16 protein-coding genes, 2 tRNA genes and 2 pseudogenes are annotated in these 26322 nt (G+C 71.9%); 14 read left to right on the top strand and 6 right to left on the bottom strand.

The features are described 5' to 3' along the window. The first annotated feature begins 66 nt into the window (after positions 1 to 66). The 5 genes from ACSURM_RS19185 (at position 67) to ACSURM_RS19205 (ending at position 5330) form a co-directional block, all read left to right on the top strand. Positions 67 to 1113, top strand: coding sequence for a bifunctional MaoC family dehydratase N-terminal/OB-fold nucleic acid binding domain-containing protein (locus tag ACSURM_RS19185; protein WP_436956571.1), 1047 nt, complete (start codon positions 67 to 69; stop codon positions 1111 to 1113). Next, positions 1110 to 1502: a MaoC family dehydratase gene (locus tag ACSURM_RS19190; protein WP_436956573.1), complete on the top strand. Its 393-nt coding sequence runs from the start codon at positions 1110 to 1112 to the stop codon at positions 1500 to 1502. The genes ACSURM_RS19185 and ACSURM_RS19190 overlap by 4 nt, the downstream gene beginning before the upstream one ends. Then, positions 1499 to 2665 carry a lipid-transfer protein gene (locus tag ACSURM_RS19195; RefSeq protein WP_436956575.1) on the top strand — a complete coding sequence of 389 codons (1167 nt, stop codon included), beginning with the start codon at positions 1499 to 1501 and terminating at the stop codon, positions 2663 to 2665. The genes ACSURM_RS19190 and ACSURM_RS19195 overlap by 4 nt, the downstream gene beginning before the upstream one ends. A 331-nt stretch (positions 2666 to 2996) precedes the next feature. Continuing rightward, the gene (locus ACSURM_RS19200) at positions 2997 to 3554 is read left to right on the top strand and encodes a SigE family RNA polymerase sigma factor (protein ID WP_359041320.1); all 558 of its coding nucleotides are present in this window, start codon (positions 2997 to 2999) and stop codon (positions 3552 to 3554) included. A 120-nt stretch (positions 3555 to 3674) separates the two neighbouring features. After that, positions 3675 to 5330 (top strand): long-chain fatty acid--CoA ligase, encoded by a 1656-nt coding sequence (locus ACSURM_RS19205; protein ID WP_436956577.1) that lies wholly within the window; start codon positions 3675 to 3677, stop codon positions 5328 to 5330. A gap of 139 nt (positions 5331 to 5469) precedes the next feature. Here the strand turns inward: ACSURM_RS19205 and ACSURM_RS19210 are convergent, their stop codons facing one another. Further along, entirely contained in the window at positions 5470 to 6681 is a 1212-nt protein-coding gene (locus ACSURM_RS19210; RefSeq protein WP_436956579.1) for an MFS transporter, read from the bottom strand. Positions 6682 to 6815: 134 nt separating this feature from the next. Between ACSURM_RS19210 and ACSURM_RS19215 the strand changes: the two genes are divergently transcribed. Beyond that, positions 6816 to 7397, top strand: coding sequence for a TetR family transcriptional regulator (locus ACSURM_RS19215; RefSeq protein ID WP_436956581.1), 582 nt, complete (start codon positions 6816 to 6818; stop codon positions 7395 to 7397). Between the two features lie 143 nt (positions 7398 to 7540). On the opposite strand, the gene ACSURM_RS19220 is transcribed toward ACSURM_RS19215, so the two are convergent. Together ACSURM_RS19220 and ACSURM_RS19225 are read right to left on the bottom strand one after the other, a co-directional pair. Beyond that, the gene (locus tag ACSURM_RS19220; RefSeq protein WP_436956582.1) at positions 7541 to 12487 is read right to left on the bottom strand and encodes a PAS domain-containing protein; all 4947 of its coding nucleotides are present in this window, start codon (positions 12485 to 12487) and stop codon (positions 7541 to 7543) included. Between the two features lie 543 nt (positions 12488 to 13030). Then, positions 13031 to 13429, bottom strand: a pseudogene (locus ACSURM_RS19225) (SSI family serine proteinase inhibitor); the annotation flags it as partial. A gap of 333 nt (positions 13430 to 13762) precedes the next feature. Here ACSURM_RS19225 and ACSURM_RS19230 point away from each other — a divergent pair. Both ACSURM_RS19230 and ACSURM_RS19235 read left to right on the top strand, forming a co-directional pair. Beyond that, a tRNA-Ser gene (locus ACSURM_RS19230) sits at positions 13763 to 13853 on the top strand. A gap of 201 nt (positions 13854 to 14054) precedes the next feature. Then, positions 14055 to 14127: transfer RNA gene (locus tag ACSURM_RS19235), tRNA-Arg, on the top strand. Between the two features lie 77 nt (positions 14128 to 14204). Here ACSURM_RS19235 and ACSURM_RS19240 read toward each other — a convergent pair. Continuing rightward, positions 14205 to 14639: pseudogene (locus tag ACSURM_RS19240) on the bottom strand (tyrosine-type recombinase/integrase); the annotation flags it as partial. A 378-nt stretch (positions 14640 to 15017) separates the two neighbouring features. Here ACSURM_RS19240 and ACSURM_RS19245 point away from each other — a divergent pair. After that, positions 15018 to 15638 carry a DUF4145 domain-containing protein gene (locus tag ACSURM_RS19245; protein WP_436956584.1) on the top strand — a complete coding sequence of 207 codons (621 nt, stop codon included), beginning with the start codon at positions 15018 to 15020 and terminating at the stop codon, positions 15636 to 15638. 97 nt (positions 15639 to 15735) lie between these two features. Here ACSURM_RS19245 and ACSURM_RS19250 read toward each other — a convergent pair whose 3' ends face one another. Beyond that, entirely contained in the window at positions 15736 to 17868 is a 2133-nt protein-coding gene (locus tag ACSURM_RS19250) for a hypothetical protein (protein ID WP_436956586.1), read from the bottom strand. Positions 17869 to 18351: 483 nt separating this feature from the next. Further along, on the bottom strand, positions 18352 to 18753 hold the full coding sequence (locus ACSURM_RS19255; protein ID WP_436956587.1) for a hypothetical protein: 402 nt from the start codon (positions 18751 to 18753) through the stop codon (positions 18352 to 18354). A 436-nt stretch (positions 18754 to 19189) separates the two neighbouring features. Between ACSURM_RS19255 and ACSURM_RS19260 the strand changes: the two genes are divergently transcribed. The 5 genes from ACSURM_RS19260 (at position 19190) to ACSURM_RS19280 (ending at position 26277) form a co-directional block, all read left to right on the top strand. Then, positions 19190 to 20062: a DUF2797 domain-containing protein gene (locus ACSURM_RS19260; protein ID WP_436956588.1), complete on the top strand. Its 873-nt coding sequence runs from the start codon at positions 19190 to 19192 to the stop codon at positions 20060 to 20062. Positions 20063 to 20169: 107 nt separating this feature from the next. Further along, positions 20170 to 20910 carry a response regulator transcription factor gene (locus ACSURM_RS19265; RefSeq protein ID WP_436956589.1) on the top strand — a complete coding sequence of 247 codons (741 nt, stop codon included), beginning with the start codon at positions 20170 to 20172 and terminating at the stop codon, positions 20908 to 20910. Next, on the top strand, positions 20907 to 22547 hold the full coding sequence (locus ACSURM_RS19270; RefSeq protein ID WP_436956590.1) for an ATP-binding protein: 1641 nt from the start codon (positions 20907 to 20909) through the stop codon (positions 22545 to 22547). Before ACSURM_RS19265 ends, ACSURM_RS19270 begins: the two co-directional genes overlap by 4 nt. Before the next feature lie 14 nt (positions 22548 to 22561). Beyond that, the gene (locus tag ACSURM_RS19275) at positions 22562 to 24100 is read left to right on the top strand and encodes a glycosyltransferase (protein WP_436956591.1); all 1539 of its coding nucleotides are present in this window, start codon (positions 22562 to 22564) and stop codon (positions 24098 to 24100) included. Continuing rightward, positions 24097 to 26277 (top strand): ArnT family glycosyltransferase, encoded by a 2181-nt coding sequence (locus ACSURM_RS19280; protein WP_436956593.1) that lies wholly within the window; start codon positions 24097 to 24099, stop codon positions 26275 to 26277. The genes ACSURM_RS19275 and ACSURM_RS19280 overlap by 4 nt, the downstream gene beginning before the upstream one ends. Positions 26278 to 26322: the final 45 nt, after the last annotated feature.

Here is a 26322-nt window from a genome sequence, read left to right on the forward strand (position 1 = left end):
GACCTTGACAGTCCCGAGTATCTGACGGACAGTCAGAAACCGTCATCGGGAGTCCCGGGGGTGGCGGTGAGCGGCGAACAGGCGCGTGACGGGCTGGGCGAGCGGCCCGGGGAGGACGGACTGGGCGAGCGGCTCAGGAAGTTCGTGGGGCGGCCGGCCGCCGTCGCCGGTGCCGGCAAGGACCCGGTGAACGCGCCGATGATCCGGCACTGGTGCGAGGCGCTGGGCGACACCCACCCCGCCTACACCGGCCCGGACGCCATCGCCCCGCCCACCATGCTTCAGGTCTGGACGATGGGCGGCCTCAGCGGGCACCCGGGCCGCACCGGGGCGTACGAGGAACTCCTCGGCCTGCTGGACGCGGCGGGCTGCACCGCCGTGGTGGCCACCGACTGCGAGCAGGAGTACCCGCGGCCGCTGCGGCCGGGCGACGAGGTCACGTTCGACACGGTGATCGAGGAGGTCTCCGGCCGCAAGACGACCCGGCTCGGCACGGGCTACTTCATCACGACCCGTACGGAGGTCCGGGTGGCCGGGGAACCGGCGGGCGTCCACCGCTTCCGCATCCTCAAGTACGCCCCGGCGCGGCACAGGCCCCGTGAGCCTAACCCCCGGTCCCGCGAACCCCACCGCACCCAGGAGTCCGAGCCCCCGGAGCCCCCTCGTCCCCGCCCGGTGATCAACCGGGACAACGCCGGTTTCTGGCAGGGCGTGGCCGAGGGCCGGCTGCTCATTCAGCGCTGCACGGCCTGCGGCACCCTGCGCCACCCCTGGCTGCCCGGCTGCAACGCGTGCGGTGGCCTCGGCTGGGACACCGTGGAGGCGAGCGGCGAGGGCACGGTCTACTCGTACGTCGTCGTGCACCATCCGCCCGTCCCGGGCTTCGACCCGCCGTACGCGGTCGCCCTGGTCGAACTCGCCGAGGGCGTGCGGATGGTGGGCGACGTGATCGGGGTGCCGTACGACGAGGTGCGCATCGGGATGCCGGTGCGGGCCGGGTTCCGGCGCGTCGACGGGGAGCCGACGCTGCCGGTCTTCCAGGCGGTGACGGCGGAGACCGCGGTGACGGTGGAGACCGGGGTGTCGGTGACGGCGACGGCGGTGGAGCGGTGAGGGCGGGGGAGCGGCTGGAGCCGCTGGAGATCCCGGTGACCCGCACCCTGATCGTGGCCGGGGCGATCGCCTCCCGGGACTACCAGGACGTCCACCACGACCCGGAACTGGCCCGGAGCAAGGGCGCGCCGGACGTCTTCATGAACATCCTGACGACGAACGGCCTGGTCGGCCGGTACGTCACCGACCACTTCGGCCCCACGGCGGTGCTCCGCAAGGTCGCCATCAGGCTGGGGGCGCCCAACTACCCGGGTGACACGATGGTGCTGACCGGAACCGTCGAGGAGGTCGAGGGTGATACCGCCGTCGTACGGGTCGTAGGGGCCAACGGGCTCGGCGACCATGTGACGGGCACGGTGACGGTCACGGTCCCGGGGGCCGGGTCATGAGCCTGCGCACCCGCGACACCCTGGGTGGCCGGGCCGCGATCGCCGGCATCGGGGCCACCGAGTTCTCCAAGGACTCCGGCCGCAGCGAACTGCGCCTGGCGGTGGAGGCGGTGCGGGCCGCGCTCGACGACGCGGGGCTCACCCCGGCGGACGTGGACGGGCTGGTGACCTTCACCATGGACACGAGCCCGGAGATCACCGTGGCCCAGGCATGCGGGATGGGCGAGCTGTCCTTCTTCTCCCGGGTCCACTACGGCGGCGGCGCGGCCTGCGCCACCGTCCAGCAGGCGGCGCTCGCGGTGGCGACGGGCCTGGCGGAGGTGGTGGTCTGCTACCGCGCGTTCAACGAGCGGTCGGGCCGCCGGTTCGGCGCGGGCGTACGGCACCGGGAGCCGTCGGCGGAGGGCGTGGCGCTCGGCTGGACGCTGCCGTTCGGGCTGCTCACCCCCGCCTCCTGGGTGGCGATGACGGCCCGGCGCTACCTGCACGCCCACGGTCTGACCCCGGAGGCGTTCGGGCAGGTGGCCGTGGTGGACCGGGCGTACGCGGCGACGAACCCGGCCGCGTACTTCCACGGCCGCCCGATCACGCTCGCCGACCACGCGGCCTCCCGCTGGATCGCCGAGCCGCTGCGGCTGCTGGACTGCTGTCAGGAGACCGACGGCGGGCAGGCGGTGGTCGTCACCTCCCTGGAGCGGGCCCGGGACCTGCCGCACCCGCCCGCCGTGATCGCGGCGGCGGCCCAGGGCGCGGGCCGGGCGCAGGAGCAGATGACCAGCTTCTACCGGGACGATCTGACCGGCCTGCCGGAGATGAACGCGGTGGCCCGCCAGCTGTGGCGCACCTCGGGGTTCGGCCCGGACGACATCGACGTGGCGATCCTCTACGACCACTTCACCCCTTTCGTGCTGATGCAGCTGGAGGAGTTCGGGTTCTGCGGCCGGGGGCGGGCGGCGGACTTCGTGGCCGAGCGGCGGCTGCCGCTGAACACCCACGGGGGCCAGCTCGGGGAGGCGTACCTGCACGGCATGAACGGCGTCGCGGAGGCGGTGCGGCAGCTGCGGGGCACGGCCGCGAACCAGGTGCCGGCAGCCTCGCGGACCCTGGTGACGGCCGGCACCGGGGTACCGACGTCAGGGCTGGTCCTGACGTCGGAGGGGTGAGTCCTCGGGACTGTCCCCGGTGAACTCCCGGGGCGGTTCCCGGTGACCTCCCGGGGCTGACCCCGGTGACTTCTCAGGGCCGTCGCCGGTGACCCCGTAGGGCCGTCCCCGGTGTCTCCCCGGGACCGTGCCCGGTGATTCCCCGGGGTCGTACCCGGCGGCTCTTCAGGGTCGTACCCGGCGGCTCCTCAGGGTCGTACCCGCAGACGGGGCGGACCCGTGCTCCACCTTCAGGAGGTGCAGGCAGCCCCACCCCTACAACCTGAGGGGGACCCCCCTTCAGGACCTGCGGCCGATACCCGGGCGGGGTCCCCGCTCCTAGCGTGGAGGCATGACCACACCCGTCTGCACCAACGCCTCGGCCGCCGCCGCTCCCGGGCGGCAGACTCCCCTCTACCCGACCTTCGCGGCGTACGTGCGGGCCCGCCAGCCGATCCTGCTGCGTACCGCGCGCTCGCTGACCGCGAACCCGAACGACGCCGAGGACCTGCTGCAGACCGCGCTGGCCAAGACCTATGTCGCGTGGGAGCGGATCGAGGACCACCGGGCGCTGGACGGCTATGTGCGCCGGGCGCTCGTGAACACCCGCACCTCCCAGTGGCGCAAGCGCCGGGTGGACGAGTTCGCCTGCGAGGAACTGCCCGAGCCCGAGCCCCTGCCCCTGGGCGAGGACCCGGCCGAGCGGCAGGCGCTGCGCGACGCGATGTGGCGGGCGGTCCTGCGGCTGCCGTCACGCCAGCGGGCGATGGTCGTCCTCAGGTACTACGAGGACCTGAGCGAGGCACAGACCGCCGAGGTGCTCGGGGTGTCGGTGGGCACGGTGAAGTCGGCGGTCTCCCGCGCCCTGGGCAAGCTGCGCGAGGACCCGGAGCTGGCCCCGGCCCGCTAGAGGGCTCCGCCCGACGGTGACCGTAGCGTGACGCACCCCCTAGTGACATACCGCGTGGTATGCGCGCAGAATCAGCGCAACCTCTACCACCGCGTAGGCAATGTCGCCCGGGAGGACTCCGTGCTGAGCACCATGCAGGACGTACCGCTGCTGATCTCCAGGATCCTGACCCACGGGTCGACGGTCCACGGATCGTCGCGGGTGACCACCTGGACCGGGGAGCCCGAGCCGCACCGGCGCACCTTCGCCGAGATCGGGGCCCGCGCCGCCCGGCTGGCGCACGCCCTGCGGGACGAGCTGGGCGTGACCGGCGACGACCGGGTCGCCACGCTCATGTGGAACAACGCCGAGCACGTCGAGGCGTACTTCGCCGTGCCGTCCATGGGCGCGGTGCTGCACACGCTCAACCTGCGGCTGCCCGCCGAGCAGTTGGTGTGGATCGTCAACCACGCGGCCGACAAGGTCGTCATCGTCAACGGCTCGCTGATCCCCCTGCTCGCGCCGCTGCTTCCGCACCTGCCGACGGTCAAGCACATCGTCGTCTCCGGCCCCGGCGACCGTGCCCCGCTGGCGGGCGCCACCGCCCGGGTGCACGAGTACGAGGAGCTGATCGCCGGCCGGCCCGACCACTACGACTGGCCCGAGCTGGACGAACGCCAGGCCGCCGCCATGTGCTACACCTCCGGCACGACCGGCGACCCCAAGGGCGTGGTCTACAGCCACCGTTCGGTCTACCTGCACTCCATGCAGGTCAACATGGCCCAGTCGATGGGCCTGACCGACCAGGACACCTCCCTGGTGGTGGTCCCGCAGTTCCATGTGAACGCGTGGGGCCTGCCGCACGCCACCTTCATGACCGGCGTGAACCTGCTGATGCCGGACCGCTTCCTCCAGCCGGCCCCGCTCGCCGGGATGATCGAGTCCGAGCGGCCCACCCACGCGGCGGCCGTCCCGACCATCTGGCAGGGCCTGCTCGGTGAACTCACCGCGCGGCCGCGGGACGTCTCCTCCCTCACCCAGGTCACCATCGGCGGCGCCGCCTGCCCGCCGTCCCTGATGGCGGCCTTCGACAAGCTGGGCATGCGGGTCTGCCACGCCTGGGGCATGACGGAGACCTCCCCGCTGGGCACGGTGGCCCGTCCGCCGGCCCACGCGGTCGGCACCGACGAGGAGTTCCGCTACCGCGTCACCCAGGGCCGCTTCCCGGCGGGCGTCGAGGCCCGCCTCACCGGCCCCGACGGCTCGCACCTGCCCTGGGACGGCGAGTCGGCCGGCGAGCTGGAGGTGCGCGGCCCCTGGATCGCGGGCGCCTACTACAACGGGCCCGACGCCGAACCCCTGCGTCCCGGCGACAAGTTCAGCGCCGACGGCTGGCTGAAGACCGGGGACGTCGGCACCATCTCCCCCGACGGCTACCTCACCCTCACCGACCGCGCCAAGGACGTCATCAAGTCCGGCGGCGAATGGATCTCCTCGGTCGAGCTGGAGAACGCGCTGATGTCCCACCCGGACGTCGCCGAGGCCGCCGTGGTCGCCGTACCCGACGACAAGTGGGGCGAGCGCCCGCTGGCCACGGTCGTCCTGCGGCCCGGCGCGAGCGCCGACTTCCAGGCCCTGCGCACCTTCCTCGCGGAGGAGGTCCGGATCGCCCGCTGGCAGCTGCCCGAGCGCTGGACCATCGTGGAGTCGGTGCCGAAGACGAGCGTGGGCAAGTTCGACAAGAAGGTGCTGCGCCGGCAGTACGCGGAGGGGGAACTGGAGGTCACCCGCCTGTGACGGCGGTGGCGGTACGGGCGCTCCGGCCGTGACGACGGCGGCGGTACGAAGCGTCCCCTCCTGAACGAGGCCGGGGCCGGGGCCCGCACGCTCGGTGGGCCCCGGCCCCGGTCGCCGGTCTCGGTCGCCGGTCTCGGCGTCAGCGCCGGCCGGTCCGCATCGTCGTCACCCAGCCCAGCACCAGCCACACGCCCGCCACCGCGCACACCCCGGCCCAGCCCCAGTGCCCGAAGGCGGGACCCGCGGCGGCCGAGGCGAGGGCGCCGCCGGCGAAGCCCGAGACGACGTAGGCCGTGTTGGCGGTGGCCGGTTCGGTGGTCGTGGTCAGGGCCACGGTCTGGTTGGCCACATGGGAGGCGACCAGCGCCGCGTGGATCGCGATCGCGGCGGCGAACAGCGCCGGCAGCACGTGCCCGCCGAGCCAGAACAGCGGTACGGCCACGGCGGCCAGCACGAACGCGGTGCCGACGACCCGCGCCGCGCCGAACCGGTCCACCAGGCCGCCCGCCAGCGGCGCCACCACGCTGGCGGTCAGCCCGAAGAGGCCGAAGAGCCCGGCGATCGCGGTGGACAGGTCGTACGCCGGCCCGGTCAGCAGCAGGGACAGCGAGGTCCACAGGGCGCTCCAGGCGCCGAACATCCCCGCCTGCCGGACGCAGGACCGCCGCAGCTCGGGCGAGCGGCGCAGCAGCCCCGGCAGCTCGGCTATGCCGGAGAACAGCCCGCCCCGCCGCGCCGGCCGGTCCGACGGCAGGGCCAGCGCGGTGGCCAGCCCCAGGGCGAGGGTGAGGACGGCGGACCCGGCGAACACCCAGCGCCAGCCGAGGCCCTGCCCGGCGAGACCGCCGAGCACCCGGGCCGCGACGATGCCGGTGAACAGCCCGGCGATGACGGCGGCGACATGCCGGGCCCGCCGGTCGGCCGGGGCGCGGGCCGCCACCAGCGGGACCAGCAGCTGGGGGATGACGGTCGCCGCGGCGGCGACGAAGACGGCGGCGGCCAGGGCCGCGGTGCCCGGTGCCACGGCAGCGGCGAGCAGCGCGACCGTGGTGGCGACGGAGAGCCAGGCGACGAGCGGGCGGCGGTTGACGCGGTCGCCGAGCGGCGCGAAGAAGAGCAGGCCGGCGGCGTAACCGAGCTGGGCCACCGAGGCGATCCAGGCGACGGCCGACGGGGTGGTGCCGAAGTCGTGGGAGATCAGCGGGAGCAGCGGGGCCGCGAGGTAGATGTTGGCGGCCGTGACGGCGGTGCAGACGGCGATGAGCAGGAGGAAGGCGGTGCCGGAGGCCGGTCGCGCACGGGCGGGGTCCCGGACGGGCGATGCCTGGTGGGTGGTGGTGGCTGACGGCATGAGGGGAGCTTCTCCTTAGAGCCGGCTCGCACAACTAACTGGTTGGTTGACAGACGTCAACAGCGTGCACCGTCGCCCGCATTCCCGTCAACCAAACAGTTGGTTACCGGCTCCCGGCCGCCTACCCTGTCCCCATGGCAACAGTGAGGGACCCCGAGGCCACCAAGGCCCGGATCTTCGAGGCGGCGGTCGCCGAGTTCTCCCGGCACGGCATCGCGGGCGCCCGCATCGACCGCATCGCCGCCGCGGCCAAGGCCAACAAGCAGCTGATCTACGCCTACTTCGGCAACAAGGCGGAGCTGTTCACCCAGGTCCTCGGCAGGTGCATGGTGGACCTGGCCTCGGCCGTGCCCGTCGACCCCGACGACGTCGACGGCTGGGTGGACCGCCTCCTCGACTACCACGCCACCCACCCCGAGCTGCTGCGCCTGCTCTTCTGGGAGGGCATGGAGTACGGCACCGCCGAACTGCCCGACGAGGAGGCCCGCCAGGACCACTACGCCCGCAAGGTCGACCAGATCCGGGACGCCCAGGAACGGGGTGTCATCACGGACGCCATCCCGGCCGGCGACCTGCTGATCCTGCTGATCTCGCTGACGAACTGGTCCTCGGCGCTCCCGCAGATGCGGCGCATCCTGACGGGCAGGGGGGACGGAGACCAGGACCGCCTGCGGGCCTCCATCAAGGAGGCGGCCCGCAGGCTGGTCGCACGCTAGCCCGCGTCCGTCCGGGCGGCGGCCGTTCCCGGTTCGGTGGTCGGCCGCCGGGCCGGGCGGGGCGCGGCGGCCGGTCCGTGGCCGAGCCGGCGCTCGAACGGGTGCCGTTCGGCCCGGCGGACCCCGGTGGCGGCCGTCGGTCCCTAGTTGGTGCCGATCCGGGCCAGCAGGTCGACGATCCTGCTCTGCACCTCGGTGCTGGTGGACCGTTCGGCGAGGAAGAGCACGGTCTCGCCGGAGGCCAGCCGGGGCCGGTCGGCCTGGTCGACGGCGGCGGTGTAGACGACCAGCGGGGTGCGGTTGAGCTGCCCGTTCGCGCGCAGCCAGTCCACGATCCCGGCCCGGCGGCGGTGCACCTGCATCAGGTCCATCACCACCAGGTTGGGCCGGAACTGCGCCGCCAGCGTCACCGCGTCGTTGTCGCTCGCGGCCCGCGCCACCTGCATCCCGCGCCGCTCCAGCGTCGTCGTCAGCGCCAGCGCGATCTCCGGGTGCTCCTCGATGAGCAGCACCCGCGGCGGATGCTGCTCGCTGTCCCGGGGCGCCAGCGCCTTCAGCAGTACGGCGGGATCGGCGCCGTACGCCGCCTCGCGCGACGCCTGCCCGAGCCCGGCCGTGACCAGCACCGGCACCTCGGCCGCCACGGCGGCCTGACGCAGCGACTGCAGGGCCGTGCGGGTGATGGGCCCGGTCAGCGGGTCCACGAAGAGCGCGGCGGGGAAGGCCGCGATCTGCGCGTCGACCTCCTCGCGCGAGTGCACGATGACCGGCCGGTAACCGCGGTCGCTGAGCGCCTGCTGGGTCGTCACGTCCGGCGCGGGCCACACCAGCAGCCGCCGCGGGTTGTCCAGCGGCTCCGGGGGCAGCTCGTCGTCCATCGGCTGCGGGCGCGGGGTGTCCGCCACCTCCACGGCACCGCCCGGACCGTCCAGCGGCTCCGGTCCCTCGGCGGCGTCGGGCTCCGGGGCGCCGATGGCGTACGACCGCCCGGCCCCCTCGGTGCCCGGGGCCGGCCGCCCCGGCACGGGCGGCTGACCGGCCGGTGCGGGCTGCGGCGCCGGGGGCCGGCCTACGGGTGCCGGGTGCCCGGGCACCGGCTCGGACGCCGGGTGCGGCCGGGCGCCCTGGTCCGGCCGGGCCTCCTGGCGGGTGGCCGGGTCCGGGGGCGTGCCCAGCTTGCGCCGGCGGCCGGAACCGCCGGGCGCGTGCGGCGGCGGGGTCGCCGTCGGCTGCTGCGCCTGCGCGGCCTGCCGGGCGAACGGTACGCCCTGACCGAGCGTCCGCACGGAGATCGACCGCCCCTGCGTGGAGTCCGGGTCGACCGGTCCGCCGCCCGCGGCCTCGGCGGGCAACGGCTGTGCGGCCCGCGGCGGTTGGCCGCCCTGGCCGGTGGCGGGAGCGGCGGACGTGCTGGGTCCGGTGGGAAGGGGCGTGCCGGTGGCCGGGGTGCCCTGGGCCGGTGTGGCGGGGGGCGTGGGGCCCTGGACCGGGAGCGGGGTTCCCGCGCCCGCCGTGTCGCCGGCACCCGGCCACTGCGGCGGGGCGCCGGGCGCGGTGCCGCCGACGGGCGGCACCGGCGCGGGCTGCGCCCCCGGCGCCTGACCGGGCGCGGCCTCGGCGGGCAACGGCAGCGGGCCCGGGCCCGCCACCGGGGTACCGGCGGGCGGGGTGCCCGGCTGCGCGGCGGCCGGAGCCTGCGGCGCCCGCGCGGGCGCGGACTGCCCGGCGGCACCCTGGGCGGGTGTGCCTTGGGCGGGCGTGCCCTGGGGCGGCGTGGCCGAGGCCGGTGCCGTCGGGGCGGGTGCCGCTGAAGCGGGCGTGGGCTGTCCGGGCGTGCCCTGGGCGGGTACGGCGGCGCCGGGCTGGGCGCCGGGAGCCACGGGACCGCCCTGGAGGGGGATGCCCTGCCCGATCGTGCCCTGCGCGGCCGCGCCCTGGGCCGGAACGCCGGGCGCGGGGGCGTGCTGACCGGGAACCGGCGGTGCGGCGGCGGTTCCCTGCGGTGCCTGGCCGGGAGCGCCCGGCACCGGCAGGGGCCTGGCCTGGCCCGGTACGGCCCCTGGTGCCACCGCCTGGGCGGCCTCGGCGGGCTGCGCCACGGCCCGGCGCCGACGACCGGTCGGCGCGCTGGTGGGGTGCGGCTGCGGCGGGGTGTGGTCCTCGGCCTGGTCGAGCGGTACGGCGTCGTGCCGCCCGTCGACACCGGACAGCCCCTCGACGGTCACCGGCATCTGGGCGGGCAGCTGCACCTGACCGGGCAACTGGGCCTGACCGGGCAGCGGTCCGGCACCGGGAACGCGCGGCCGACCGCCCTCGGCGTCCCCGGCACCCGGAGCGACGGGCGCACCGGCACCGGGAGCCACCGGTACGGCGGCACTCGCGTCGGCACCCGGAGCCACCGGTACGGCCGTACCCGCGCCCGGAGCCGGAGTCGTACCACTCGCCGGGACCGGAGACTCGTGGGTCCCCTCGTCCTCATGGGCCCCCTGGATCTCGGGGGCCTCGGGGGTCCGGTCGGCGTCGGCCGGGGGCAGGGCGAACACCGTACGCGGGCCGCTCGCCTCCTGCGCCGCCGCGCGCTCCGCCGCGGCGGCCAGCGCCCGCCGGCGCCGCCCGCCCGGCTGCGCGCCCTCGGCGGCGACTGCCTCGCCTCCCTGGGCGCCACCCGCCTGACCACCCTGGGCCGGAACCACCGGGCCGCCCTGGGCGGGAACGGCCCGCGCACCCGGCGCCACCCCGGCACCGGATCCGGCCCCGGCTTCCGCCGCGGGAAGGGCGGGCGGCAGGGCTGCCTGCGGTGCGGCCTCGACCTCGTGGCGGGCCCGTCGGCCCGTACCCGCGGGCACGCCCTGCGGCGGTACGGTGCCGCCCAGCCCCGTACCCGAGGCGGCGGCCCCCGCGCTCTGCTCGGCCGAGGTCACGACGGCTCCTTCGGCCACGCCGCCGCTCTCGCGCCGGCCCTCACCGGCGTCCGTACCGTCGGCCGGGCGGGCACGGCGCCGTCCGGTCCCGCCGGACGCGCTCTCCGCGCCCTCGGCCGGAACCGGGCCGGTCTCCCCGGCGGGCGCGGCGGCCCGCCGCCGGCGTCGGCCGGTCGGGGCCGGCGCCTCGAACTCACCGGTGTCACCGGCACCGGCCAGGTCACTCTCCAGGAAGGCGTCCGTGGAGGACCGCCGGGCCCGCCGCCGACCGCCCCCGACGCCCTGCTCGGCCGCGCCGGGGTCGTCCCCGGCGACCTCACCGGCGTCCGGCAGCGGCGTACCGGCCACGACGTCCGGCAGCGCTCCACCGGGCACGGCGTCCGGCAGCGGCGCACCGGCGACGGCGACCGGCAGCGGCCCACCGGCCACGGCACCCGCGACGCGCGCGCCGGTGACATCCGGGATCCGCGCGCCGGTGGCGTCCGGCACCTGCGGGGCGATCGCGCCCGCACCGCCTCCGAGGGGCACTTCGAGGACGTACGCGCTGCCGCTCATGCCCGGCACCTCGTGCGTCTGGAGCACGCCCCCGTGGGCGCGCACGATCCCGCGCACGATCGGCTCGTGCACCGGGTCTCCCCCGGCGTACGGCCCGCGTACCTCGATCCGCGCGACCTCGCCGCGCTGGGCGGCGGCGACCACGACGGTGTTGTCCAGGTAACCGCCCGCCGACACGGGCGTGTTGCCGGTGGCGTCGACCCCGGCGACGTCCGCGACGAGGTGCGCGAGCGCGACGGCGAGCCGCCGCGGGTCGACCTCGGCCTCGATGGGCGGCGCGTGCACGGCGAACTGCACCCGACCCGGCCCGATCAGCTCCACGGCCCCGTCCACACCGGCGGCGACGACGGCGTCCAGCATCACCTTCGTACGGGTGATGTCCTCGGTGCCCGCGTCCAGCCGCTGGTAGCCGAGGACGTTGTCGATGAGGGTGGTGATCCGGGAGTACCCGGCGGACAGGTGGTGCAGGACCTGGTTGGCCTCGGGCCACAGCTGGCCGGCGTCGTCGGCCGCCAGCGCGGACAGCTCGCGCCGCAGCTCGTCCAGCGGCCCGCGCAGCGACTGCCCGAGCAGGGTCAGCAACTGCTCGTGCCGCCCGGCGAGGGCCTCGTACCGGTCCTTCTCCCGCTCGGCCAGCGCCGCGTACCGCTCCTCGCCGGCCGCCAGTTCCTCCGCGTGCTTCTCGAGCAGCTCCTCGACCTCGGCGACGTGCCGCTGGCGCAGCGCGGTCAGGTCGGAGGCGTGTTCCTCGGAGAGCCGCTCCAGCTCGTCGGCGTGCGCCTTCTCCAGCGCGGCCTTCTCCTCCACCACGGCGTCGTACGGCCGGCGGTCGGTGAAGGTCATCACGGCGCCGACGAGCTGGTCGCCGTCGCGCACCGGCGCGGTGGTCAGGTCGACCGGCACCTGCTGGTCGCCCTTGGACCACAGCACCTGGCCGCGCACCCGGTGCTTGCGGCCGGAGCGCAGGGTGTCGGCGAGCGGCGACTCCTCGTACGGGAAGGGCGAACCGTCGGCACGCGAGTGCAGTACGAGGGTGTGCAGCTCCTTGCCGCCCAGCTCACCGGCCCGGTATCCCAGTATCTGGGCGGCGGCCGGGTTGACCAGCACGATCCGCCCGTCGGTGTCGGTGCCCACGACACCTTCCGCGGCCGCCCGCAGGATCATCTCGGTCTGCCGCTGCGAGCGGGCCAGCTCCGCCTCGGTGTCGACGGTCCCGGACAGATCCCGGACCACGATCATCAGCAGCTCGTCGCCGGTGTAGCCGTAACCGTCGTACGCCTGCTGCCCGTTCTCCAGGTTCGCGCTGGTGACCTCGACCGGGAACTCGGTCCCGTCGGTGCGCCGCGCGACCATCCGGGTGGGCTTGGTCCGCCCCTGCGGGGCCATGTGGTCGGGCCGCCGCATCGAGCCGGGGATGAGCCGCGAGTCGAACTGCGGCAGCAGATCGAGCAGCCCGCGGCCGACGAGGGCCGTGCCGGGCGTCTCGAAGGCCTCCAGCGCGATGGTGTTGGCGTTGACGACGGTTCCGTTGGCGTTGACCAGGACCAACGCGTCCGGCAGCGCGTCGAGTATGGCTGCGAGGCGAGCAGCGCCTCGGGATGGCCTGCTGCTCACGAGACGCCTTCCTCCCTGTTACCGCACCTTGCCGACCGCTCGGGCCATCTTGCCAAGGGGCCCGCGACGTGTCACGCGAGGGAGTCTAGGGGAACGGGTCGTGCTCGCGGCGCCGGACGGTGGCGAGGTCCCACGAGGAAGTGACGGCGAACGCATGACCGATACCCCCGCTCCGCGATACCTGCCCGGGTCCTCCACGGAACCGGCGCGCCCGTAGAACCCGCACGTCACGCCCACCGCCCGGCCCGCCGATCCCTGGCTTGGCCCAGCGGGCGCCACCGGTCTGCTGACCGGCCTGGACGGGACCGCCGGTGTGCGGTCAGGCGTGGACGGAACCGCCGTCTCACGCCGCGCGCGAGGCCGACACGCCGGTGCGTGGTTCGGCCTGGGCGTGGTTGCCGATCCGCGGCTGTCGACCTAGGCGGGACCGCCAGTACGCGGCTCGGCCCGGACGGGACCGCCGGTCCATGGCTCGCTCCGGACCAGGCCGCCGTTGACCGGCCGGGACCAGGCCGATGCGCCGCCCTGTGGCCCGACCTGGGCGGGGGCGCCGACCCGCGGCAGCAGGGGCACCATGTGGTCCCACCGCGCGATCCGGCACCCGTCCTCGCGGTCGTAGGTGGCGTCGACCGGGCGTCCGGCCCAGGTGCCGGTGATCCGGGCGGTGGCCGGGCCGCCGTGGACCATGGTGCAGACGGTGCCGGGGGCGACCGGCGCGAAGGGGTCCCGGCCCCACCGCGTGTTCTCGTCGAGCACCCGGCAGGCCCCGGCGGGGTCCGGGTGCCGGCCGGCCTCGGGGTGGCAGTACAGGTCGTACCTCCCGTCCCGCCCGACACCGGCGTGCCGGACCACGACGGTGAGGTGATCACCCTGGTCCTCGGGCCGGACGGGGGGTGGCATGGCGCCGGACGCGCGGTCCTCGGGCCGGACCGGCGGTGGCATGGCGCCGGCCGCGGCGGCGGGTACGGCGGTGAGGGGGAGGAGGCAGGCGGCGACGGCGAGGGACGCGAGGACGCGGCGGCGACACCGCGCCGTGACCGACGGGACCAACGTGACCGACGTGACCGACGTGACCGACGGGACCGGCAGGACCGGCGAGACAGAGACCATGCCCTGTCAACGCGGGACCGGCCGGGACGTTGCGCCGCGTCGGCCAGGAAGCCCTTTGCCCTGCGGCCCGCCTGCCTAGTACCGTGGGGGGCGATTGGTGACAGGGCACTCGCCTGTGTCATCATCTGCACGCACCACTCGCGCGCTCGCGTGAGCGGTTGTGCTGGAGGCGTCGCCTAGTCCGGTCTATGGCGCCGCACTGCTAATGCGGTTTGGGCCTTAAAGCCCATCGAGGGTTCAAATCCCTCCGCCTCCGCTCCCAACCGAAGCCCCGGTCCCCAGGACCGGGGCTTCGTCGTTCCCGACTTCCCTCCCCGTGGGACGCCCCTGGACGTTTCCGCAGGTCAGAGGGGGTGAGGGGATCGGATTTCACATGACGGCGGCAGTCATGTAATGTTCTTCCTGTCGCCGCGAGCGGGCCGAAAGGACCGGGAGCGAAGGCAAAACAAAAGAACAAGCACTCGTAGCTTAACGGATAGAGCATCTGACTACGGATCAGAAGGTTGCAGGTTCGAATCCTGCCGAGTGCACACAGATGAGAGGCCCCGGAGAAATCCGGGGCCTCTTGCGTTTCAGGGGCGTACAGCAGCGAAGTACAGCAACCGCGTCAGCCGGCGCCGCCCATGGCATCGGACAGCTTGCCGAGTGCGGCTCGCACCTCTTCCTCGCTGGCTTCGGCGTAGACCTCCATCGTCATGGCGATCTGGGAGTGCCGGAGAATCCGCTGGGCGATCTTCGGATGGACCTTGAGCGCGACCAGGAGCGAGCTGCACGTGTGGCGGGTGTTCCGGAGCGGGATGACGCGGACGCCGGCGCGGCGATCCCGCAGCGCGAAGATCCGGGTGAGGTTCCCCGGCTCGATCGGGGTGCCGTACTTCGTGGTGAAGACCAGCCCGCGCGTGTCCTGCCACAGCTCACCGGCCGCCTTCCGGTCACCGCTCTGCTGAGCCCGCCGCATGCGGAGGGCCTTGAGGCACAGCGCCGGGAGGGGAAGGAAGTCGTCCTCCTCGGTCTTGGTTTCCCGGTGGAGGACGGCGAGCCCTTCTGCGGTCAGAGCCGTGCGCGGTGTCCCAGGCCCCGCTCGGCTCACCGCGCGCGGCACGGCCCCCGGCCGGGCCTGCGCTCCTGTCTCCGCCCCGTTCCAGCCCGGCCGGCGCCCGTGCCGCGCGGCACAGCAATTAGCCGCCTGACGTCAGAAAAGGGGTACGTCGTGGCTGGGGCGGTCGGCTCCACGGCTTTAGGCAGCCACTTAGGCGCGAGTCTCACAGATCACGGCCCCAACGTCGTGCTTTACCGGGCAGTTCCACAGACTGCCCGAGGCGCCGGAAGCTTACGGGGCCATGATCACTTGAGCCAAAGCAGCTCCATCGATCTTTCGAAAAAGACTCTCCGGCTCTCGCCACTTGGCTAGTCTCTTCTCATGCCTTGGGACGAACGATACTCCTTCCGAGACTGCCCGTGGTGTGGTCTCACGAATACCCGGCTGACAACCATCAACGTCGACCAGCAAGTGGTTGACAAGTGGGGTGAGCGTAAGTTTTGGGCGACGCTCGGATGCCCAGCATGCGGAAACGCTGTTCTGGTGCGTCACGGCGCCCCCGACAGCGACGACACCAAAGCGTACGAGGTAGTGCCGACCTCCTCTCACGCCAAAACAGACATAAGCCACCTGCCAGAGGACGTAGCACGCTACTACAACGATGCTCTACTCGTGCTTCGCGTTGGCGTGCCAGACGCCGCCGCCGTCCAACTCAGGCGCACGCTGGAAGCCGCTGCGGCTCACTACGAGATCAGAGAGAAGATCCTCATGAAGAGTATCGAAAAGCTGATCGCCGACGGTCATGTCACGCAATCATTCGGGCCACTCCTGCATCACATCAGATCCATCGGAAATGTGGGCGCTCATGCGAGCGATGAACGAGTGGACCAAGAAACGGCAGGGCGGGCACTTCGCTTCACTACTCAGCTTTTGCGAAACCTCTTTGAGGTGCCGGGTGAACTTGACGAGCTAGCCAAGAACGGCACAACAGTCGCAAAGTAAGGCGACTCAGCTATAAGGCGTGGATTGCGGGCTCTGTTGCGCTATGAGACAGCAGGGCCCGACTTATTCCACACAGGGAGACCACTTAACCCTAACGCTACCTCCCTTTTCGCGACGCGAATTCGACGAGCCTCTGACTGAGAGCTACCACGGCCTCAGACATCTCAAGCTCTCGAAGTTGAGGTCGCGAAATCCCCAGCTTGGCAAACTCCGCGAGGTCGAGCAGATACATGCTGTTTCGCACCTCCACACAGCCAATGCTTTGCAGAAAGTCGAGTGCAGTACGCGCCCGCCGATTCTCACCAACAATAAGGTTGTCAACGAATGGCTGAAAGAGGGCGGCTTCCCCCTTTTTTGCGTCTTTGAAGCGCAACACAATGCGCCGCAATTCCAGATACAGGGCTGACGCCTCGCGGGCATTCGAGTGCAGCTTGGAAGGGTTCAGCTTCTTCTGATATTGCGTCCAGGGGTAATACAAGTCATCGCATAGCACGTGAAGTTGCGCTGACTCGACCCGAATCTTCACATTCTCGCTGATGAGATTGGAAACGTTCAGCAGGACCGGCATTTCGGCCTCATTCCCCGTGCCAAACACCTGGACGTCTTTAGCCACGACGAGCAGGTCGCGGCAGGCGACGTAGACGTTCGGCCCGAATTTGAAGGAGCTTCCTTCGCCTCCGAGTACGACCTCCGGCACCTCGTAAATCTCCGCGTTACTCAACTCGCGCGGAAACGTCAGGGTCAGGCTGCCCTCGTACGACGCAAAGCCGAGGGGTCCCATGGTAAGAAGTAGCTCGCCTTGCGGCTTTGACGATACGGCATAAGATGCAAAAAGTCTGTTGCCAGTCCTTCCTGCAGTAAAATGCAGGGTGTCACCTGCAACACACATCGACTTGAAGGATTCGTAGAGGGCCCCGAATAGCTCAGAGTGGCAAGTGCTGATAGAAACGCCCTTAATTTGCGTAAGAGCATGCGTGAAATAAGCAAACATCGGCGAATGCTTCCACTCAGAAGAGAGCAGCCGACTCCGAATTGACGCCCCAGCGTCACCTGCGGTCGTGACACTCGCTAGAGATCGTGCCGTCACGTAATCGCGAAAGATTACGTTGAACCACTCAGAACCGCGCAAAAAGGGGTGGTTTACCAGTTGCGCTGTAACAGCCGCTTCGTAGGGCTCCCGCAGGCGCTCAGGCAGATGAGCTGGCAACTCTACCGATGTTGGAATGTTTTCTACATAGTCAAGGAGGCGTGTGCACTGCTCTTCGGGGGCGTACAGGGCAGCCGACAGTCGAAGATCCCCAAATGATTCGAACTCTATAGTTTCAATGAACTGAGTTACAAACTTATCTTGTTCTCGAACCAGGAGGTGGTCAATCACTTGCGCGACTAGATGCCAATGCGCTGTTCCCTCTGCCGCTCCTGATGACGAGAAGTCTCGATGCAGCGTTGTGAAGTTATCCACCGCTAGGAATTCTGCAGCGACGTCCAAGACCGGTGCATATCCGAGAAAGTCTCGGACAGATGGGTCTGCCCAGATATCTGAGCTTCCGTTAGAGATGACAGAAGCCAAAAGAGAAAACAAGGTATCGCGAGCTTTTTCATAGGGAGCAAGGTAACGCCGGTGTACAGCTTCTTTCCCCGAAGCTGCGTACACCTCGACCATGCGAGCATCCAAGTATGTTTCAGCTTGGGTACGTCCGAAAGGAAGAATCTCGAAGTGAGAGTATTGGAGATTTCGTTCCTTGAATAGTTCGGTCAAGGACCGCGCGCTTTCAGCGCGGGAGAGCATTATCATTGCAGGGCTACCCGACATATCGGATGCGGTTTCGGCCACGTCCCGAAGAAAGGCCTGGAAGTTCGCTTGGCCGGAGCGGATCTCCGCTTCGTCTAGAGCGTCAATGATCAGCGTCGCGCGCCCATCCCTCATTTCCTCGACGAAGTTCCCAGCTCTTGCTGGGCCCATTGATTTCCACAACGCCCCTTCGAGGGCGTTGCTTCCTACGTGAAGTGTCGAAAGGTCGACGATGGGCGCCTTAAGTGTGTTACTCAGGTAGCGTGCTGCTGTTGTTTTTCCTACGGCAGCTGGCGCCGTGATCAAAATAAGAGAGGGAGTCACCGGGCCGCTGTCATACGTAACGCGAACCTCAGGAATGACATAGTTTTCCTTCGGCTTGCGTTCCTCTCGTACGCCTTTTGAGTCTGAGATCAAACCGATCCAGGACTCTTGCATGCCGCAAAGCTTAGCCAGGTCACTAAGAAGCACGTCTTCTCCCCACCCGCAGATCGCGTGAACTCACATACATAACATGCCAAGCCTCCCCCTGTCCTCGGATCCGTTCTTTCGCCTGCTTGGGATCCTGGGCTGACTACGCAGGCGGTATGCGATCGGGGCGTCCTGTAACCAATGGCTGTCACCGGCGTGCCAGACCCGTGCCAGATCGTGCGGGGAACCAGGAGGAACACCGGGTATCAACCCGGAAAGCGGGCAGGTGCTGGCAATGCTTCTGTCCAGGTCAGCTGGGCAACCTTCGTAGATCACCTCAGCTCACCAAGCTGAGGTCTCCGGCGCCGTGGTCACGTACCTGCTGTCGCAGCTTGCCCTGGTCGACAGCATCAGCAGCATGACTGAGCCCGGTGGGGGTGCAGCGAGACATACGCGCGCCTGGGCGATCGCCCCCCCCCGCCGTCGTGGCTGACGTTCGGCGGCTGCGGTTCAGACGTGGGGCCGCCGAACACCGGTGCACGCGATCAGCCTGCTGCCGTCCTCGGTGAGAAACAGCATGAACGTCCATGCGCTATCAGCAGCCCTGATCTGCCCTAGGCGGACCGGGTGCTGATGCCGGCCGAGCAGATCCACGGCGTGTGCCAGGTTCGTGGTCTCGATGCCTCGGCGGCGGGTGTGCCGCAGCCGACGTGCATAGATATGGGCGAGCGACTCAGCAGCCGGAGTCCCGTCCCAGATTACGTAGGAACCACCGCAGCGGAGCGCAGCCAGAGCGGCCACGGATGCCTCGTCGTCGCCAACCAGCAGCCGTTCGAGTAGTTCCCGTTCCACGCGCCACCCCCAGCCCCCGCCAGGATTCTGCTGCACAAGAGCCGGGTACAGCAACCACATCAACCGGCTCCACTCCGTATCGTCTCCGAGCGGCCGATGCGAGACCTGTATGACCGTCCGTGACCGATCTGTGTAGAGCTACGGATCAGAAGGTTGCAGGTTCGAATCCTGCCGAGTGCACACAGATGAGAGGCCCCGGATTACTCCGGGGCCTCTTGCGTTTCAGGGGCGTACAGCAGCGAGAGCCGGCACGGCCGTCGCGAGCGTCAGTGCCGGCACCACGGGCGGTTGGGGTTGATCAGGCCGTGTGGCGCCGGCGAGTGCGAAGCCCGTGGACTCCCTTCACGGCGTAGACGGCGGTCATGAGCACGAAGCCGGCGAAGGTGAGCCAGAACCAGGATTCCGCCACTGCGAGGCTCAGCAGCAGGCCGCCGAGAAATCCCACAGCTGGCCAGGGGCCTGGGGTTGTCCGACCCACCCCTTACCCTCGCCCCTGATGGCACAGGTCTGGAGATGTTCGGGGATTCGGTGGTCGGGGGATGGGGCGGTGTTGGTGTGGGGTGGTGGGCGGGGTAGTGCGCTGACCCGGGGGAAGTGGATCGCCTTCGGTGTGCCGGAGGGGGGTGTGCGGGGGTGTGCCGGGGTGCGGGGGAACGAGTGCGCGGTGCGGGCCGTCGTGTCGGGGCGGAGTACGGGCGGGCGGTGTGAGGAGTGCGCGCGGCTGGCGCGTGCGCACTCGGTGGCCGCCGACACGGTCGCGGACGACCCCCGGCCCTACCGGGTCTACCTGGCCTGGTTCGGGCCGGGCATGGTGAAGGCCGGGATCACCGCCGTGGAGCGGGGACCGGCCCGGCTGCTCGAACAGGGCGCCGTCTGTTTCAGCTGGCTCGGTACCGGGCCGCTGATGGCCGCGCGGCGCGCCGAGGAACTGCTGCGGGCCGCGCTGCACGTGCCGGACCGGGTGCCGTACACCGAGAAGCGGGCGGTGCGGTCGGCGCTGCCGGGCACGGAGGCGGAGCGCGCCGCCGAGCTGCGGGAGCTGCACGCGCGGGCCGTCGCGCTCGCCGGGTGGCCGGAGTCGTTGCGGCCCGAGCCCTGCCACGTCGTGGACCACGTGGAGGCGTTCGGGCTCGCGGGGATTCCGGAGGCGTTCGGCGAGGTGCTGGAGCTGGTGCCGGGCGGGAGCGTGCGCGGGGAGCTGGTCGCGGTCGCCGGGCCCGATCTCCATCTGGCCGTCGGCGGGCGCGGGGCCGTCGTCCTGGACACCCGGCTGATGACGGGCTGGGAGCTGGTGCCGGCCGAGCCGGCGGCGGCCGGATGCGCTTTCCCCGTCCGGGAGTTCGGCAGGGAGCCGGACGGGCTGTTCTGACGGCGAGACGCCACTGGATGCGGCCGGCGGACGGCCCCGGGTGTTTCTCAGAGAAATCACAGACTCCGGAAAGCGTGTTCTCAGAGCTCCCCGACAGGGTGGCCGGCATGACCACGACCTCGCCCCAGGGGCGCACCGAACTGCTGAGGCCGGACGGGAGCCCCGTCCGCGTGCTGGTGGTGGACGACGAGCTGTCGATCACCGAACTGCTGAGCATGGCCCTGCGCTACGAGGGCTGGCGGATCAGGAGCGCGGGCGACGGGCAGGGGGCCGTCCAGGCGGCCCGCGAGTTCCGGCCCGACGCCGTCGTGCTCGACATGATGCTCCCGGACATGGACGGCTTGGCCGTGCTCGGCCGGCTGCGGCGTGAATTGCCGGAAGTGCCCGTGCTCTTCCTCACCGCCAAGGACGCGGTGGAGGACCGTATCGCCGGGCTCACCGCCGGCGGCGACGACTACGTCACCAAGCCGTTCAGCCTGGAGGAGGTCGTCGCCCGGCTGCGCGGGCTGATCCGCAGGGCGGGCGCCGCCGACCGGCGGTCCGACTCCGTGCTCGTCGTGGGCGACCTGACCCTGGACGAGGACAGCCACGAGGTCTTCCGCGACGGTGAGTCCATCCACCTCACCGCCACCGAGTTCGAGCTGCTGCGCTTCCTCATGCGCAACCCCCGGCGGGTGCTCAGCAAGGCGCAGATCCTGGACCGCGTGTGGTCGTACGACTTCGGCGGCCAGGCCAACGTCGTGGAGCTGTACATCTCCTACCTGCGGCGGAAGATCGACGCCGGCCGCGAGCCGATGATCCACACGCGGCGGGGAGCCGGTTACCTGATCAAGCCCGCCGCGTCGTGAGCGGGCGGCGGCGGCCCGGTCCCCGACGGCGCCGGGCGGGTCAGCCGCGCACCCTGCGCACACGCCTCGTCGTCGCGTCCGTGACGCTGATCGCGGTGGTGTGCGCGGTGATCGGCACGGTGACCACGCTGGCGCTGCGCTCGCACCTGTACGAGCAACTGGACGGCAAGGTCACCGAGTTCGCCCTGCGCGGGGCCGGGCATCCGGAACCCGGCGGCGGTGCCGTCCCCGGGGTGCCCCGCATGCCGGACGCCGCCTCCACCCCGGACACCAAGGTGGAGAACCTGCTGACGAAGGGGCCGACCCCGTTCGGCGCCGTCGCCGCCTACGTGCGCGGCGCCACGATCGGCAGCGCGGCCGTCGCCCGGCGGCAGAACGACGACAACGGCTTCTTCAAGCGGTCCCGCGCCGACAGCCTGACCAGTGCGCAGAAGACGGCGCTCGGCACGGTGCCGCGGGACGGCGCCGCGCACACCGTACGGATCCCGGGCCTCGGCGACTACCGCGTGCGGTACATGGCGAGCCAGAACGGCACCGACGCCTTCTACGTGGCGCTGCCCACCAAGGACACCGACGACAACATCAACACCCTGATCCTGGTCGAGGTCTGCGTCACCGCCGCCGGGCTCGTCGCCGCCGCCATCGCCGGATACGTCCTCGTCGGCGTCGCCACCCGCCCCCTGCGCAGGGTCGCCGACACCGCCACCCGGGTCTCCGAACTGCCCCTGCACACCGGCGAGGTGAACCTCAGCGAACGGGTGCCGGAGGCGGAGTGCGACCCGCACACGGAGGTCGGCCGGGTCGGCGCCGCGCTCAACCGGATGCTCGACCACGTCCACGGCGCCCTGCACGCCCGGCAGCAGAGCGAGACACGGGTACGCCGGTTCGTGGCCGACGCCAGCCATGAGCTGCGCACCCCGCTCGCCTCCATCCGCGGATACGCCGAACTCACCCGGCGCGGACACGAGGAGATCGGGCCCGACACCCGGCACGCCCTCGGCCGGATCGAGTCCGAGGCCGGGCGGATGACCCTGCTCGTGGAGGACCTGCTGCTGCTCGCCCGGCTCGACGCCGGCCGCCCGCTCCAGTGGGAGCACACCGATCTGGTCCCGCTGGTCGTCGACACCGTCAGCGACTCCCGCGCGGCGGGCCCGGACCACACCTGGCGGCTCGACCTGCCCGACGCCCCGGCCCCGGTCTCGGCGGACCCGGCCCGCATCCAGCAGGTGCTGGTCAACCTGCTGGGCAACGCCCGCAAGCACACCCCGCCCGGTACGACCGTCACCGCACGGGTGCGCCGGCACGGGCCGTGGACGTGCGTGGACGTGGAGGACGACGGGCCGGGCATCCCGGCGCCGCTGCTGCCGCACGTCTTCGAGCGGTTCGCCCGGGGCGACTCCGCGCGCACCCGCGCCACCGGGTCCACGGGCCTCGGGCTCGCCATCGTGCAGGCCGTGGCCGTCGCGCACGGGGGCGCCGTGACCGTGGACAGCGCGCCCGGCCGCACGGTGTTCACCCTGCGCCTGCCCGCCCTGGACACCCTCGTGCTCGAAGCGCACCGCTCCCCCGCCGCACCCTCACCACCGCACTCACAGCCGCAGCACAGCGCCACCACACGGGCGCGACAGGGGGCCTGAGAAGAGTCGGTGCCATGCGAACCGACTCTTCTCCCGGCACCCTGCCGGCGCGGGAGCACCTCCCGGCCGGAGACGCCGGTACGCCTGTCCTGGACGTAGTGATCCCCGTCTACAACGAGGAGAAGGACCTCCCGCCGTGCGTGCGCCGGCTGCACGAGCACCTCGCGCGCACCTTCCCGTACGCCTTCCGCATCACCATCGCGGACAACGCCTCCACGGACACCACCCCCCTGGTGGCGGCGCGGCTGGCGGCCGAGATCCCCGAGGTGGGCACCGTACGGCTGGAGCTGAAGGGCCGGGGACGGGCGCTGCGGACCGTGTGGTCGGCCTCCGACGCCCCGGTCCTCGCCTACATGGACGTCGACCTGTCCACCGACCTCAACGCGCTGCTGCCGCTGGTGGCGCCGCTGATCTCCGGCCACTCGGACCTGGCGATCGGCTCCCGGCTGGCCCGCGCCTCCCGGGTCGTACGCGGCCCCAAGCGGGAGTTCATCAGCCGGGCCTACAACCTGATCCTGCGCGGTTCGCTCCAGGCCCGCTTCTCGGACGCGCAGTGCGGCTTCAAGGCGATCCGCCGGGACGTGGCCCAGGCGCTGCTGCCGCTGGTGGAGGACACCGGCTGGTTCTTCGACACCGAGCTGCTGGTGCTCGCCGAGCGGGCGGGCCTGCGGATCCACGAGGTGCCGGTCGACTGGGTGGACGACCCCGACTCCACCGTGCACATCGTCAGGACGGCCACCGAGGATCTCAAGGGTGTGTGGCGGGTCGGCAAGGCCCTGGCCACCGGTTCGCTGCCGCTGGACCGGCTGGCCCGGCCCTTCGGCGACGATCCGCGCGACCGCGAGCTGACCGGCGTGCCGCACGGACTGGCCCGCCAGCTCGTCGGCTTCTGCGTGGTCGGCGGCCTGTCCACGCTGTTCTACCTGTTGCTGTACAGCGCCTTCCGGCAGGCCGTCGGCCCCCAGACCGCCAACGCGCTCGCGCTGCTGGTCTCCGCCGTCGCCAACACGGCCGCCAACCGCCGGCTCACCTTCGGGGTGCGCGGCCGGGGCGGCGCGGTCCGGCACCAGGCGCAGGGCCTGGTCGTCTTCGGCATCGGCCTCGTCCTGACCAGCGGCTCGCTCGCCGCGCTGAACGCGGCCGGCGACAGCCCGGCGCACTCCACCGAACTGGCGGTGCTCATCGCCGCCAACCTCGCGGCGACCGTGCTGCGGTTCCTGCTCTTCCGCGCCTGGGTCTTCCCGGACCGGACGGAGCCCGGCCCGCTCCCGGCGGCCCCCGCGCCCGCTCCGTCCCCGACGGCCACCGCGTCGGCCCCGTCCCCGACGGCCACCGCGCCGGCCCCGTCCCCGTCCCCGTACACGTGGCCGCACCAGGCCACCGCCCACCCGCACGGCACCGAGGCCACCGCTCACCCGCACAGCACCGAGGCCACCACCCACCTCCACGCCACCGAGGCCACCGCGCACCTCCACGCCACCAAGACCACGGACGCCACCGCGCGCCCGCGGCCGGCGCGTCCGTACTCCACCGACCCGGGGGACACCCGATGACCACCCATGACGCCCCGCCGACGACCGCGCCCGGCGCCACGACCGCGGGGGAACCCGCCGCCGGGCCGGGACTGCCGTTCGTACGGCGGCTGTGGCGCGGCCGGCCCGAGGACCCCCGCTGGGCACGCCCGGCCCTGCTGGTCCTGCTGGCCGCCACCCTCCTGCTCTACCTGTACGGCCTCGGTGCCTCCGGCTACGCCAACTCCTTCTACTCGGCGGCCGTCCAGGCGGGCAGCACGTCCTGGAAGGCGTTCTTCTTCGGCTCGCTGGACGCGGGCAACGCCATCACCGTCGACAAGCCGCCGGCCGCGCTGTGGCCGATGGCGCTGTCCGTGCGCCTGTTCGGCCTGAACTCCTGGGCCATTCTGGCGCCCGAGGTGCTGATGGGCGTGGCGACCGTCGCCGTCGTGTACGCGGCCGTGCGCCGCCGGTCCGGCCCGGTGGCCGGTCTGGTCGCGGGTACGGTGCTGGCGCTCACCCCGGTCGCGGCGCTGATGTTCCGCTTCAACAACCCCGACGCGCTGCTGGCCCTGCTGATGTCGGTGGCCTGCTACCTCGTCGTCCGCGCCCTGGAGGACGGCCGGACCAAGTGGCTGGTGTGGGCCGGGACCGCGGTCGGATTCGCGTTCCTCGCCAAGACGCTCCAGGCGTTCCTGATCCTGCCGGCGCTGGCGGTCGTCTACGCGGTGTGCGCCCCGGTGCCGCTGCGCAAGCGCTTCGCCCAGCTGGCCGCGGCGACGCTCGCGCTGGTCGTCTCGGGCGGCTGGTGGGTCGCGGCCGTCGAGCTGTGGCCGGCCTCCTCCCGCCCGTACATCGGCGGTTCGCAGCACAACAGCTTCCTGGAGCTGACCTTCGGCTACAACGGGCTCGGCCGGCTGAACGGCGAGGAGACCGGCAGTGTCGGCGGCGGTGGCGGGCCGGGCGGCGGCGGAAGGTGGGGCGAGACCGGCTGGGACCGGATGTTCGACTCTGAGATCGGCGGCCAGATCTCCTGGCTGCTGCCCACCGCGCTGATCCTGCTCGCCGCCGGCCTGGTGGCCACGCGCGGGGCCCGCCGGACCTCGGTCACCCGTGCCTCGTTCCTGGTCTGGGGCGGATCGCTGCTGACGACCATGGTGGTGTTCAGCTACATGGCGGGCATCTTCCACCAGTACTACACGGTGGCCCTCGCCCCCTACCTCGCGGCCGTGACCGGCATGGGCGCCGGGCTGCTGTGGGAGCGGCGGCGCGAGGGGTGGGCGGCCGTCACGCTCGCCGCGTCCCTCGTCGCGACGGCGGCCTGGGGGTACGTCCTGCTCCACCGCACCCCCGACTACCTGCCCTGGCTGCGCTGGCTGGTGCTGGTCGGCGGGCTGGCCGCGGCGCTCGGCCTGGTCTTCGCCGGCCGGCTGGACCGGCGGCTCGCCCGCGCGACGGCGGCCGTGGGCCTCGTCGCCGCGCTGGCCGGACCGGCCGCGTACACGCTCAGCACCGTCCGGCAGGGCCACACCGGTTCGATCGTCACGGCCGGCCCGGCGGGCGCGAGCATGATGGGCGGCCGGGGCGGCGGCCCGGGCGGCCCCGGCGGTGACGGCGCGCGCGGCGGCTTCGGCGGCGGCACGCCCGGGCAGGGCCGGCAGAACCAGCAGGGTCAGCAGGGCCAGCAGAACGGCAACGGCTTCCCGGGCGGCGGCGGCTTCCCCGGCGGCATGCCAGGTCAGAACCAGCAGGACGGCACCGGTCAGAACCCGCAGAACGGCGACCCGCGGAACGGCGACGGCTTCCCCGGTGGCGGCCGGACCCGTGAGGGTGGCACGGGCGGCGTCGGCGGCCTGCTGAACGGCGCGAACGTGCCGGCCGAGGCGAAGGAGCTGCTGGAGAAGGACGCCGCTGACTACACCTGGGTGGCCGCCTCCATCGGTTCGCAGAACGCGGCGAGCTACCAGCTGGCCACGGGCGAGGCGGTGATGGCGATCGGCGGCTTCAACGGCACCGACCCGTCCCCGACGCTCGCCCAGTTCAAGAAGTACGTCGCGGACGGCAGGATCCACTACTTCATCGCGGGCGGCGGCATGGGCGGAGGCATGGGCGGCGACGGCACCGCCTCCGGGATCAGCTCCTGGGTGCAGAGCACCTTCACGAAGGTGACGGTGGGCTCGGCGACGTTCTACGACCTGACGCGGAAGGCGGCCGACTGAGTCCGGAGGCCGACCGGAAATTGTGTTGTACACCGTATAGCCACA

The organism is Streptomyces sp. SudanB182_2057 (assembly GCF_964272715.1).
GTDB classification, from domain to species: domain Bacteria; phylum Actinomycetota; class Actinomycetes; order Streptomycetales; family Streptomycetaceae; genus Streptomyces; species Streptomyces rubradiris.